Annotated in this window: 9 protein-coding genes and 2 pseudogenes; 4 read left to right on the forward strand and 7 right to left on the reverse strand. The window is 73.5% G+C overall.

Translation table 11 applies throughout. From position 1 onward, the window contains the following. Position 1: 1 nt before the first annotated feature. Positions 2 to 916 carry a cobalamin-binding protein gene (locus ACIQUT_RS33615; RefSeq protein WP_403568613.1) on the reverse strand — a complete coding sequence of 305 codons (915 nt, stop codon included), beginning with the start codon at positions 914 to 916 and terminating at the stop codon, positions 2 to 4. On the opposite strand from ACIQUT_RS33615, the pseudogene ACIQUT_RS33620 reads away from it, so the two are divergent. Further along, a pseudogene (locus ACIQUT_RS33620) lies at positions 829 to 1,116 on the forward strand (aldehyde dehydrogenase family protein); the annotation flags it as partial. The gene ACIQUT_RS33615 and the pseudogene ACIQUT_RS33620 overlap by 88 nt on opposite strands. Before the next feature lie 201 nt (positions 1,117 to 1,317). On the opposite strand, the gene ACIQUT_RS33625 reads toward ACIQUT_RS33620, so the two are convergent. The 6 genes from ACIQUT_RS33625 to ACIQUT_RS33650 all read right to left on the reverse strand — a co-directional run bounded on the left by ACIQUT_RS33625 (position 1,318) and on the right by ACIQUT_RS33650 (position 9,410). Continuing rightward, positions 1,318 to 2,199 carry an ABC transporter substrate-binding protein gene (locus tag ACIQUT_RS33625; protein ID WP_403568656.1) on the reverse strand — a complete coding sequence of 294 codons (882 nt, stop codon included), beginning with the start codon at positions 2,197 to 2,199 and terminating at the stop codon, positions 1,318 to 1,320. 161 nt (positions 2,200 to 2,360) lie between these two features. Next, positions 2,361 to 4,514 carry an ABC transporter permease gene (locus tag ACIQUT_RS33630; protein WP_403568614.1) on the reverse strand — a complete coding sequence of 718 codons (2,154 nt, stop codon included), beginning with the start codon at positions 4,512 to 4,514 and terminating at the stop codon, positions 2,361 to 2,363. Further along, complete coding sequence (locus tag ACIQUT_RS33635) at positions 4,511 to 5,647, reverse strand: glycine betaine/L-proline ABC transporter ATP-binding protein (RefSeq protein WP_403568658.1); 1,137 nt, start codon at positions 5,645 to 5,647, stop codon at positions 4,511 to 4,513. The genes ACIQUT_RS33630 and ACIQUT_RS33635 overlap by 4 nt, the downstream gene beginning before the upstream one ends. 284 nt (positions 5,648 to 5,931) lie before the next feature. Next, positions 5,932 to 7,473, reverse strand: coding sequence for a GMC family oxidoreductase (locus ACIQUT_RS33640; protein ID WP_403568616.1), 1,542 nt, complete (start codon positions 7,471 to 7,473; stop codon positions 5,932 to 5,934). Between the two features lie 31 nt (positions 7,474 to 7,504). Then, positions 7,505 to 9,001: an aldehyde dehydrogenase family protein gene (locus ACIQUT_RS33645; RefSeq protein WP_403568618.1), complete on the reverse strand. Its 1,497-nt coding sequence runs from the start codon at positions 8,999 to 9,001 to the stop codon at positions 7,505 to 7,507. A 262-nt stretch (positions 9,002 to 9,263) separates the two neighbouring features. Beyond that, on the reverse strand, positions 9,264 to 9,410 hold the full coding sequence (locus ACIQUT_RS33650; RefSeq protein WP_403568620.1) for a hypothetical protein: 147 nt from the start codon (positions 9,408 to 9,410) through the stop codon (positions 9,264 to 9,266). Positions 9,411 to 9,685: 275 nt separating this feature from the next. Here ACIQUT_RS33650 and ACIQUT_RS33655 point away from each other — a divergent pair. The 3 genes and pseudogenes from ACIQUT_RS33655 to ACIQUT_RS33665 form a co-directional block, all read left to right on the forward strand. Beyond that, positions 9,686 to 9,781, forward strand: a pseudogene (locus ACIQUT_RS33655) (ADP-ribosylglycohydrolase family protein); the annotation flags it as partial. A gap of 446 nt (positions 9,782 to 10,227) precedes the next feature. Continuing rightward, complete coding sequence (locus ACIQUT_RS33660; protein ID WP_403568622.1) at positions 10,228 to 11,691, forward strand: protein kinase; 1,464 nt, start codon at positions 10,228 to 10,230, stop codon at positions 11,689 to 11,691. Between the two features lie 635 nt (positions 11,692 to 12,326). Then, complete coding sequence (locus ACIQUT_RS33665; RefSeq protein ID WP_403568624.1) at positions 12,327 to 12,560, forward strand: hypothetical protein; 234 nt, start codon at positions 12,327 to 12,329, stop codon at positions 12,558 to 12,560. Positions 12,561 to 12,638: the final 78 nt, after the last annotated feature.

Genomic DNA, 12,638 nt, shown 5'->3' on the forward strand with positions numbered 1-12,638 from the left:
CTCAGCCCAGCCGCCGAGCCTCCGCCTCGGTCACCGGGCCCCCCGCCCGCACTCCGTGGAGCACGTGGGCGAGCACCTCGGCGCCTCGGACCACGCGGGGACCCGGTCGGTTGAAGTACGCCGGGCCGTCCAGAACCCACACCTCCCCGGCGCTCACAGCGGGCAGTTCCTGCCAGCCCGGCAGTGCGGTGAGCAGGTCGGTCTCCGCCATGGTCCGTTCGGGCGGGAAGCCGCAGGGCAGGACGAGCACCACGTCCGGGCGGGCCTCGCGGACCGCCTCCCAGGTCATCGGATTGGTGTGCTCGCCGGGCGCGGCCAGCAGCGGTTCCCCGCCGGCCGCGGTGATCTGTTCCGGTACCCAGTGGCCGGCGGGCCACAGCGGGTCGAGCCATTCGATGGCGACGACCCGGGGCCTGGCCATGCCGCGTGTGAGCCGGCGGACCTCGTCGAGCCGGCCGCGCAGTTCGGTGCGCCGTCGCTCGGCCCGCTTCCGTACCCCGAGCAGGTCCCCTACGGTGACCAGGCAGTCCAGTACGTCGTCGAGGGTCTTGGGTTCCAGGCTGAGGACCCGGGGACCGGTGTCCATGACGCGCACCGCGCGGGAGACGCCTTCGTAGGACACCGCGCAGACGTCGCAGAGATCCTGCGTGAGCAGGACGTCCGGTGCGAGCGCGGCGAGCGCCTCCGTGTCCAGGGTGTAGAGCGAGGAACCGGAGTGGGCGGCCCCGCCGACCGCCTCGGAGACCTCCCGGCTGCTGAGGTTGTCCGCGTCGAATTCGGCGCGGGTGACGACGGGCACGGAGGCGACCGCGGCGGGCGGCCAGTCGCATTCGTGGGTGCGTCCGACCAGGTCGGCGACGAGTCCGAGGTCCGCCACGATGTCCGTGGCCGCCGGAAGCAGGGAGACGATGCGCATACCGCGACTCTAGGCCCGCCCGGGAGGTAGTCGAGTTCGCCGCCGGGATCCCGCACCTGCTCAAGGGCGAGTTCACCGACAACGCGGGCACCGGCATCGACGTCCACTCGCTGCGCAGCCCACTCGGCGTGGTCGCCGGCATCACCCCGTTCAACTTCCCTGTCATGATTCCGCTCTGGCAGGCCGCACCCGCCCAAGCGCGCCCAGTACTTCGGCGGAGCCAAGAACCACATGATCGTAATGCCCGACGCCGACCCGAACAGGATCTGCCCGGGCCGCTCCGCGAGCTCGTCGAGGATCGTACGGCGGGTGGGGTCGGCCAGGGCTTTGCCCATCGAACGGAGGCCAGGGCCCCGCCCGCGCACCCGGGGGCGCGCGGGCGGGGGCGCGCCGGCGGGGCGTCAGGGGATCCAGGCCCGCCAGACGTCCTCGTGCCGCTCCACCCAGGTGCGGGCGGCCGCTTGCGGGGTGAGTTTCCGCTCGGCGATCAGCAGCGCCACCTCGTTCTGGTCCTCGGCGGTCCACCGGAACCGCTTCAGGAACTCGGCGGCCTGTCCGCCGATCTCGGCGAAGCGGGCGTTGAGGTATTTCTTCAGCGGGGTGTGCGGGTAGGCGCACGCCACCTTCTCCGGGTCGGCGTCGCAGCCCTCTTTGTGTTCGGGCAGTTTCACCTCCGTCATCGGGACGGTCTCGAACAGCCACTGCGGCACGTACCAGTACGTCAGGAACGGCTTGCGCTCCTTCGCGAACTGCTTGATCTGGGTGATCTGGGCGGCCTCGGAGCCCGCGAACACCACCTCGTAGTCCAGGCCCAGGTTCTTCACCAGAGCCTTGTCGTTGGTGACGTAGGAGGGGCTGCCGTCGAGCAGCTGGCCCTTGCCCCGGCTTTCCGGGGTGCGCATCCGGTCGGCGTAGCGGTCGAGGTTCTTCCAGTCCGTGACGTCGGGGTGCTCCTTGGCGAAGTACTCGGGCACGAACCAGCCGATGTGGCCGGTGAGGCCGTTCTCCCCGCCGGAGACGACGGTCTGCTTGTCCTTCACGTACCGCTTCTCCTGCTCGGGATGGCCCCAGTCCTCCAGGAGGGCGTCGATGCGCCCCTGGCTGAGGGCGTCCCAGGCGGGGACCTCGTCGACCTGGACGGTGTCGACGCGGTAGCCGAGTTCGTGCTCCAGCAGGTAGCCGGCGACGGCCGTGTTGGCCTGGGCGCCGACCCAGGACTGCACGGACAGGGTGACCGACTTGGCGCCCTGCGCGGCGGCGTACGGGGACGCCTGCGCGGTCATGTCGGCCGCGCCGCAGCCGGTGGCCAGCAGCAGGCCGGCCGCGGCTGCAGCCGCGGTGACCGCCGTACGGACGCCACGGGCCGCAGGGACCGTACGGGTTGCAGGGACCGTACGGGTTGCCGGGGCCGTACGGCGGTCGGGGGAACGGGGAGGGCGGACGGTCATGCCTGCGACTCCTTCGCCGGCTGGGTGATGCGGTCGAGCAGCAGCCCGAGGCAGACGATCGCCGCACCCGCGACCAGTCCGGTGGCCAGGTCGCCGCGGGCGAGGCCGAACACGACGTCGTATCCGAGGGCGCCGCCGCCGACCAGGCCGCCGATGATGACGACGGCGAGGACCAGCACCACGGCCTGGTTGACCGCGAGCAGCAGGGACGGGAGGGCCAGCGGCAGCTGGACCTGGCGCAGCAGCTGGGCCCGGGTGGCACCCAGCGAGCGGGCCGACTCCACGGCGGCCGGACTGACCTCGCGCAGTCCCTGGGCGGTGACGCGAACCACGGCGGGCAGCGCGTAGATGACGGCGGCCGCGGCAGCCGGGGCGCGGCCCACACCGAACAGGGCGACGACCGGAATCAGGTAGACGAACTGTGGCAGGGTCTGGCAGACGTCGAGCACGGGCCGCAGCAGCCGTTCGGCGCGGGCGCTTCGGGCGGCGCCGATGCCGATGGCGAAACCGAGCAGCAGGGTGACCGCCACCGCGGCGAGGACCTGGGACAGGGTGTCCATGGAGGCGTCCCAGACTCCGAGGGCGCCCACGGCCGCGAGGGCGGTGACGGCGCTGACGGCGGTCCGCCAGGTACCGGCGCCCAGGGCTGCGGCGGCCGCCAGCAGCAGCACCGACCACCAGGGCAGCCCCTGGAGTGCCGCGCGCAGCGGGTCCAGGACCCAGCCGGTGAACGCGGCGGCCCAGTCGGCGGTGCCGCCCACGACGGGCACGCCGGAGCGGAGGTGGCCGGTCGTCCAGGCGACGGCCCGGTTGACGGGCTCGGCGATGGACACGGTCCAGGTGCCGGGCCACTGCGCGGTGCCGAGCATCCGGCCGGCGACCGAGACGGCGACGGCGGCCAGCACCGTGAGCAGGTGCCCGTACCAGCCGGAGAAGACCTGCCACAGCAGGGGGCGGTCGGCCGGATCGGGGCCGGCGCCCAGGCGTTCCCCGGCGGCGTGCGCGGTGCGGTCGAGGACGACGGCGAGCAGCACGATGGGGATGCCGGCGGCCAGGGCGGCGCCGACGTCGACGGAGGCGAGGGCCTGGTAGACGCGGTCGCCGAGGCCACCGGCGCCGATCACCGAGGCGATCACGGCCATGGAGAGGGCCATCATGACGGCCTGGTTGATGCCGAGCATGATCTGGCGGCGGGCCAGGGGCAGCCGGGCCGTCAGCAGGCGCTGCCGGCCGGTCGCGCCGAGTGAGGCGGCGGCCTCCAGGACGCCGCCGTCCGCTGCGCGCAGACCGAGCGCGGTGAGCCGGGCCATCGGCGGCGCCGCGTAGACGATCGTGGCGAGGACGGCGGCCGGCACGCCGATCCCGAAGACCAGGACGACGGGGAGCAGGTAGGCGAACGCCGGGAGGATTTGCATGGTCTGCAGGACCGGGGCGAGGAGCCGTCCGGTACGCGGGGACAGTCCGGCGGCCAGTCCGAGCAGGCCGCCGATGAGGACGGACGCGGCCACCGCGACCGCCATCAGGGCGAGGGTCTGCATGGTGGGGATCCACATGCCGAGCAGACCGCACACGGCGAAGGCGGTGACGGAGACGGCGGCCTGGCGGACACCGGCGAGGCGCCAGGCGAGCAGGCCGGCGAGGGCGAGGACGCCGGTCCAGCCCGCGGCGAGCAGCACCAGGTAGACGGCCCGCACGGAGATCACCACGGCGTTGCTGATGTGCCCGAAGAAGTAGAGGAACGCGGGATGGGTGTCGCGGTTGTCGATGATCCAGTCGCCGGCGGAGCCGAGCGGGCCGGAGAGGTCGACGTCGAGTGCCGTGGGCCAGGCGGCGCCGGGGAACAGCAGCCCGAGGGTGACCAGGACCGCCGCGGCGGCGGCGAAGGGCATGAGGCGGCGGCGGGCGTGCCGGGTGAACAGGGCGCGCGCGCCGACCGAGCGGCTGCCGGGGCGGGCGGGGGTGCCGCTTCCTGCGGAGGCGCCCGCGGTCCGGGTGTCCCCCGTGCCGGGTACCACGGCCCGGGTACTGGTCCGGGTTCCGGGGCCGGTGCGGGGGCGGGCGCCGGGCGGGGACGTCGGGGCCCCGGTGCCGGGACGGGCGGTGCCGCGCGTCCGGCCGGCGGGGGTGCTGGTATGGCCGGCGGTACTCATGCGGTCGCCTCCCCCCGGCCGGGAGCGGGGTGCGATACGCCGGCCACCACCGCGAGGAGCGCGGCGTCGTCGACGATGCCGAGGCAGCGCCCGTCGTCGACCACGCGGGCGCTGCCGCCGCTGCGCGCGACGGCCTCGATGGCGTCGGCGACGGTGGCCGACGGGGCGAGGGCCGGCCCGTGGCCCGGATCGCCGGGACCGGCGGGGCGCATCGCGCTGCGGACGGTGAGGACCCGTTCGCGCGGGACGTCGCGGACGAAGTCGCGGACGTAGTCGTCGGCGGGCGAGGCGACGATCTCCTCGGGTGTGCCGATCTGCACGATCCGTCCGTCCCTCATCAGGGCGATGCGGTCGCCGAGGCGGAGGGCCTCGTCGAGGTCGTGGGTGATGAAGACCATGGTGCGGCCGTCCTCGTGGTGCAGGCGCTCGACCTCCTCCTGCATCTCGCGGCGGATCAGCGGGTCGAGGGCGCTGAACGGTTCGTCGAAAAGCAGCACTTCGGGGTCGCAGGCGAGGGCGCGGGCGAGGCCGACGCGCTGCTGCTGGCCGCCGGAGAGCTGGTCGGGGCGGCGCTCGCCGAGCCCGTGCAGGCCCACCTTGGCCAGGAGTTCGCCGGCGCGGACGCGGCGCTCGGTGCGGCCCATCCCCTGGATCTCCAGCCCGTAGGCGATGTTGTCCAGGACCGTGCGGTGCGGGAGCAGGCCGAAGTGCTGGAAGACCATGGCGACGCGGTGCCGCCGCAGCTCGCGGAGCCCGTTCCGGTCCATGGCGAGGACGTCTTCGCCGTCCACCGACAGGTGGCCGGCGGTCGGCTCGATGAGCCGGGTCAGGCAGCGGACCAGGGTGGACTTGCCGGAGCCGGACAGCCCCATGACGACGAACACCTCCCCCTTGCGCACGTCGAAGCCGACGTCGCGGAGGGCGGCCGTGCAGCCGGTACGGGCACGGAGGTCGGCCGGCGACAGGGCCGCCTCGGGCGAGCCGGGGATGCGGGCGGCGGCCGCGGCCGGGCCGAACACCTTCCACAGGCCGCGGACGGAGAACACCGGGGGACGTTCGGCGGGCGCGTCGGCGGCGGGTTCGGCGGGGCAGGCCGGGGCGCCGGCGGGCGTGCCGGTGGCGGGCTCTGACACGGCTTCGGACACGGCGGCGGCGCCGAGCGCGGCGGCCGCCGCCGGGGAGGCCGCCAGAGGGGAGGCCGCCAGAGGGGAGGCCGCCACCGGGGAGACGGCCGGGAAGGCCGTCGCCGGCGCGGCGGGTTCGGCGGGCGGGGACTGCGGGAGAGGCCCTGGGGCGTGCCCCGGGTCGTGCTGCGCGCCGGGCTCCGGCAGGTGCTCGGCTCCGGGCGCGCCGCCCTGGGCGGGGCCGGTGTGCGGGTCCGGGTTCTCTGCGTGTGTCGCGTGTTCCGGGGTGCGGCTCATCGGGCACCGCCCCCCAGCAGTTCGGCGGCCTTCTCACCGACCATGAGCACTCCGATCATCGGGTTGACGGCGGGCATCGTGGGGAACACGGACGCGTCGGCGATGCGCAGGCCGTCCAGGCCCCGGACCCTGAGCTCCGGGTCGACCACCGCGTCCGGATCGTCGGCGGCGCCCATCCGGCAGGTGCCCGCCGGGTGGTAGACGGTGTGCGCGACGGACCGGGCGTAGGCGCTCAGTTCCTCGTCGCCTGTGATCTCCGGACCCGGGCAAACCTCCCGCCGCAGCCAGCCGGCGAGCGGCTCGGTACGGGCCACCTCGCGGGCGATGCGGATGCCGTCGACCAGGGTCCGGGCATCGTGATCCTCTTCGTCGGTGAAGTACCGGAAGTCCAGGGCCGGTTTGACCGCCGGGTCGGCACTGGTGAGGTAGAGGCGGCCGCGGCTGCGCGGCTTGGGGATGTTCGGGGTCATCGACACGCCGTGCGCGGGGCGTGCGTAGCCGTGCCGCTCGGGGTTGTCGGTGAAGGGCACCTGGTAGAAGTGGAACATCAGGTCCGGGCCGGCGGAGTCCGGGTCCCGGCGCACGAACAGGCCGGCGTCGCTGTCCATCGCGGAGTTGTCCGGGATGGGGCCCTCGGTCTCCCAGACGATCACCGACTCGGGGTGGTCGAGGAGGTTCTCGCCGACGCCGGGCAGGTCGTGGACGACGGGGATGCCGAGCCCGGACAGCTGTTCGCCCGGTCCGATGCCGGAGAGCAGCAGCAGCCGCGGGGTGTCCACGGCGCCCGCGCAGAGGATGACCTCACGGCGGGCGGTGAGCAGGGCCTCGGTGCCGTCCGCGCCGCGGACGTGCACGCCACGGGCCCGGCTGCCGTCAAGTTCCAGCCGGTACGCCCAGGTCTCCAGCAGGATCGTGAGGTTGTCGCGGGTGTCCATCACGGGGTGGAGGTAGGCGACGGAGGCGGAGGACCGCTTGTTGGTTTCCGGGTGGTAGGCCAGGTCGAAGAAGCCGGCACCCTCGTGGAACGGCTTCTCGTTGAAGCCCTCGATCACGGGTACGCCGAGCGCGGTGCGGGCGGAGGCGACGAAGTCGCGGGCGATGGCGTTCCGGTCCTCGTCGGCGACCGGGACGATGTGGTTGAGCAGCTTGTCGAAGTACGGGTCCATGGCGGAGGCGTGCCAGCCGTCGGCGCCCGCGTCGGCCCACTCGTCCCAGTCGGAGGGCAGCGGCCGGAACGAGATCAGGGTGTTGTGCGAGGAGCAGCCGCCGAGGACGCGGGCCCGGCTGTGCCGGATGTGGGAGTTGCCGCGGGGTTGTTCGGTGGTGGGGTAGTCGTAGTCGAGTTCGCCGCCGAGCAGCTCCGTCCAGCGGCGCAGGGTCAGCACGTCGGGGCGGTCGGCGTCGCTGGGGCCGCCCTCGACGACGGCGGCCGAGACGTCGGGGTCCTCGGTGAGCCGGGAGGCGATGACGGAGCCGGCGGTGCCGCCGCCGACGATCACGTAGTCGTACGCGTGCGTGGTGTGGGGGTGGGTGTTCACGATGTGCGGTTCCTCTCCTGTGCTCGTCTGCTCATCCCGCGAACCAGCGCACGGGGCGCGGGGCGAGGTTCTGGTAGACGTGCTTGGTCTCGCGGTACTCGGCCAGTCCCGCCGGCCCGAGCTCGCGGCCGGTGCCGGACTTGCCGAAGCCGCCCCATTCCGCCTGGGGCAGGTAGGGGTGGAAGTCGTTGATCCAGACGGTGCCGTGGCGCAGCCGTGCGGCGACCCTGCGGGCGCGCCCGGGGTCCCCGGTCCACACGGCGCCGGCCAGGCCGAACTCGGTGTCGTTGGCGAGGCTGACGGCCTGGTCCTCGGTGCGGAACACCTCGACGGTGAGGACCGGTCCGAAGACCTCCTCGCGGACCACCCGCATCCCGCGGTGGCATCCGTCGAGGACGGTCGGCCGGTAGAAGTAACCGTCGGCGAGGGCCGGATCGTCGGGGCGTCGGCCGCCGGCCCGGAGGACGGCCCCCTCGGCCAGGGCGGAGGCGACGTACTCCTCGGTGCGGGCGCGCTGCGCCGGGGACACCAGCGGGCCGCACTCGACACCGGGGTCGGTGCCGCGGCCGAGGCGGATCAGGTCCGCGCGGCGGGCGAGTTCGGTGACGAACTCCTCACGTACGTCCTCCTCGACGATCAGCCGCGAGCCGGCCGAGCAGACCTGGCCGCTGTGGATGAAGGCGGCGTTGAGGGCCTGGTCGACCGCGGTGTCGAAGCCTTCCTCGGTGGCGAGGGCGTCCGCGAAGACGATGTTGGGATTCTTGCCGCCCAGTTCGAGGGCCGTCCGCTTCACCGTGTCGGCGGCCGCGCGGGCGACCGAGGTGCCGCTGGTCAGGCCGCCGGTGAAGGACACCAGGTCGACGGCCGGGTGTGCGGCGAGCCGGGCGCCGACCGGGTCGCCGGGGCCGGTGACCAGGTTGGCCACGCCGTCGGGCAGTCCGGCCTCGGCGAGCAACTCGATCAGCACCACTGTGCTCAGCGGAGTGACCTCGCTGGGCTTGAGCACAAGGGTGTTGCCGGCGGCGAGCGCCGGGACGACCTTCCAGGCGGCCTGCAGCAGTGGGTAGTTCCAGGGGGTGATGAGGGCGCACACGCCGAGCGGTTCGTGGACGACGACGCTGTGCACGTCCTCCGAGCCGGCGTCCACGACGCGGCCCGCGATGCCGTCGGCGACGAGGGAGGAGTAGTACTCGAACGCGGCGGCGACGCACTCGACGTCGATCAGGGCCTCCTGGACGGTCTTGCCGGTGTCCCGGCTCTCCAGCAGGGCGATCCTCGCCTTGTCGCGGCGCAGCAGGACGGCGGTCCGGCGGAGCAGGCCGGCGCGGACCCCGGTGGGGGCCCGGGACCAGATGCCGGCGTCGAAGGCGTCGCGGGCTGCGGCGACCGCCGCGTCGGTGTCGGCGGTGCCGGCTTCGGAGACCACGGCCAGCACCGTGGCGTCGGCGGGGTCGAGGACCTCGCGGGTGGCCCCCGAGACGGCGGACCTCCAGGTTCCGGCGATGTGGATCGTCTGCTGTTCCGACACGGCTCTTCGTACCTCCGGTGGTGCGGTACCGCGGGGTGACCCGCGGAGTTTCTGGCATGACGCCGCGGTTGCCCCGACTCGGCCGGAGCATGCGCCTGAGGTAACCGAAAGTGACGGAGGTCACGGATGGTTCCGGTGTTCCGCGGGCTGCTCCCCGGCGGCGACGCCCTCGCCCGAGGCCCGGGGAAACCGCCCGCTCGTGGACGTTCCGGTCGTTCCCTTCACCCGGTAACGGGGCCTCGCCCGGCGTGCCATTGGCTGCTCACCGGTCGGGGCAGGTGCCGGGTCCGAGGGCGAGGAGGGCGTTCTCGACGACCTCGGTCAGCGCCGGGGGGATCCAGTACGGGGACCCGGCGAGGGTGGCGGCGCCGATGCCGAGGGGCACGGCCAGGACGAGGGGCCGGATCAAGGTGGAGGGTGATTCATGCCCGAGCGGCCCTTGGTCCCGGCCCTGGTGGCTGTCTCGTCCGTTCGGCCTTGGTCAGCGACCGAAGCGACCGGGACCCGACCCGGCAGCGGCCTCGCAGGGGCGAGCCGTCCCTGTGCGTGGCGAGTTCCTCCGGGAGGTCGCCGCTCACGTGCCTGACGCTCCGGGCCGCTGGTCGCCGCGAGCTTCTCCGAGCTCAGCTCCGTACGCCTCGCGCGTCAGCACTCGGCTCGGGCTACGGGATCTCAATTCCCGGCATGGTTCCGTTCGCCCTTTGGTGTGCCGCGGGTCAGCCGGACGATCTGACGGAGGCGTTGTGGCGGACCGCCGGTGGCTGCGGCGACCGGGACGCCACGTGTGCGATCGTCGGCGGTGTGGTCGCCGCCCGCACCGGCACGCAGGGGATTCCCACGGCCTGGGGCGCGGTTGCAGTGTGCAGTGTGTGCGTGGCCGTCACCGCCTGGAGCCGCTGGGCTGAGACGCTCGCGGCTCCGGCCCGCCGGCTACTCACCCGAAGGCTCGGCGGGGTATGCCGTCGGGACGCCGCCGGCACCGGCGTCGCCGCGCCGGCGACCGCCCGCCATGGCGCCGGTCCGCGCACCCCTCTGCGTCGCGGGACGACGGTGGTGGAGGGCTGTGCTCAGTCGGCCTTGGGCCAGTCCCAGCCGAGCTGGAGAAAGAGGCCGAGGCGGTCCGAGACGCCGCGTATTTCGCTGATGCGGCCGACAGTGAGGTTGAAGACGAACATTACCGGCCAACCCGTACAGCCGGGTGGCCTTCCCTGAGATCAGCCCAGGTCGTGGGAGGCTCCCGGGCTGAGCGTTGTTCTTGCGGCGAGAACTACTGGGCTCCCCGCACTGGACGCGTTCGGCCCCTGCCGCTGACTGCCGCCCTGCAGGTGGTGGCGTGCGTGGCGCGGGCCCTGGAGTCCGTGCACGCGGCGGGGATCGTCCACCGGGACCTCAAGCCGGGGAACATCATGCTGGCGGCGGACGGGCCGTGGGTGATCGACTTCGGGATCGCGCGGGCCGCCGACTCCACCCGCCTCACCAGCACCGGCGGATTCGTCGGGACGCCCCAGTTCATGTCGCCCGAGCAGGGCACGGGTGCCGACGTCACCGCGGCGAGCGACGTGTTCTCGCTGGGCCTGATCGCTGCCGTGGCCGCCACGGGCCGCCACCCGTACGGGACGGGCAGCGCCCTGACCGTGGCGACGCAGATCGCCAACACGGCCGTACGTCCGCCCGACCTCTCGGGCTATCCGGACTGGCTGCGGCCATTGCTGGAATCGGCACTCGCGGCCGACCCGGCCGCACGCCCCACGCCGCGGCGGCTGGTGGAGCTGTGCGAGCGACTGGCGGGACGCGCCGCGACCAACGTCAAGGACTGGCTGCCCGAGCCCTGGGCGGGCGCGGTCGCCGTAAGGCAGGCGGAGCTCGACCGCCTCCCGGCGGCGGGTGCCGCGCCGGCGGGTGCCGCGCCGGCGTACTCCCCGACGTACGTTCCCACGCAGGCGGGCGGGCCGTCGGTGCACGCCGCGCCGACGCAGGCCCCGCCGGTCCCTCCCGCGGCTCCGCCGGCGCCTCCTGAAGCCCCGGCCGCGCGGGGGAACAGGACGGGGCTGCTCGCCGCGGCGGCCGCCGCGGCGCTGGTCGTCGGCGGCGGCATCGTCTGGGCCGCTTCCGGCGGACAGGGGGATACGGACACGGGAGGAGGCAGGAACACCGCCGCAGCGGACCGGGGCACGAGCGCACGGCCTCAGCAGCCGTCTGCATCGGAGGGTCAGAAGTCCGACCCTGAGCAGCCCCCGGGGACGCCGTCCGGGCAGAAGCCGTCCCAGCCCGCCGCATACGAGGTGGTGTTCAAGGACAAGCCCCTGCTCATCGGACCCCCCACGGGCTCGATGATCACGGTTGACCTCGACGCGCCCAAGGTGCTGCCGAGCGGCGACATCAGCGACAAGAAGGTCGAGTTCTGGTACATCCTCCAGAACATGTACTTCCGCCACGCCATGGCGAAGTCCCCCGGCACCACTCCCGAGGCCTGTCGGCAGGCGGCGGACACCACGCCGCTCCCGGCCGAGCTCTCCAATACGGCGCTCATCGAGAAGGAGGCCATCGTCAAGGGCGACGTACTGTGCTCGGTCACTTCCGAGGGCAACCTGGCCATGCTCCAGATCACCGACGTCAAGCCGACGGGGCGCCCCTACGACCCGCCCGCCTATGCCGCGAACCTCACCCTCTGGAAGCAGCCCGGCCACTGATGGGCCGTGTCCCGCTCCCGGCCCCGGTGCCGGGATCGGGACACGGCGTTCACCCGTACGGCGGACCGGACGGCGCCGGGTCAGGCGGTGAGCGGCTTGGCCCAACGGGTCCAGTTGTCCTCGGGCCCGCAGCCTGCGGCCTGCCACACGCCGTGCGCCTGCTCGTTCCCGCCGAGTACCATCGCGGCGGCGCGCCGCCACCGGCGTCGTCGACCTGATGAAGGCTCTGTGCGCCAGCACCGAGCGGGCCCGCAGCCCGCAGAACATGGGAGAGAAGGCCAGCGCCTCCAGGAACACGGGGCTCGAGCGGAAGCCTCCCGCGAAGTAGCGCACCGGGAGCTCGGGCGCCGGGTGGCTGCGGTCTCTGACGAAGGCGGAACTCTACGAGAAAGCCACCACGGCTGCTGTCAAAGGGCGTTCCAGCATGACCCACGACCAGCCCGCCGACGCCCTCGTCAAGAGCCGCTGGGGGCGCCGCAGCCGACTACTTCCGCTGGCACTCCGGGCCGCGCCCCGCCTCGGCTGGCACTCCTGCTTCGCGGTCTGGAAGCACTCCTCGACCGCCCAGCGTGCACCGGCGATGCGGATCAGCTCGTTCAGGGTCGTCCCGGCCGACCGGGTTGCTGCTGAGCTGGATGCTCGCTATAGCCGCCTTCATGGCCGAGGACGACGCCAGCTTCCGTCCTCCCCGCCGGATCACCTGGCGCGAGGCCTCGGGCCGGACGCGCCTGGTCGTCCAGGGCATGGCCGAGGGCTACCGCGTGCGGGCCGGAGACCTCGACCCCCGCCTGATCACCGCATTCGTGGCCCTGCACCAGTCCTTTGACTGGCCCGAGCAGGCTGGGGCCTTCGGCTGGTACGGCGCCTGAGCCGGTCCCGCCCCTGCGGAGTCGGTCTCCATTCCAGACCAGCGACAAGGAGTGTTGACTACTCGACAGCGGCAGACT

This window comes from Streptomyces sp. NPDC090445 (genome assembly GCF_044769385.1).
Classification (GTDB): domain Bacteria; phylum Actinomycetota; class Actinomycetes; order Streptomycetales; family Streptomycetaceae; genus Streptomyces.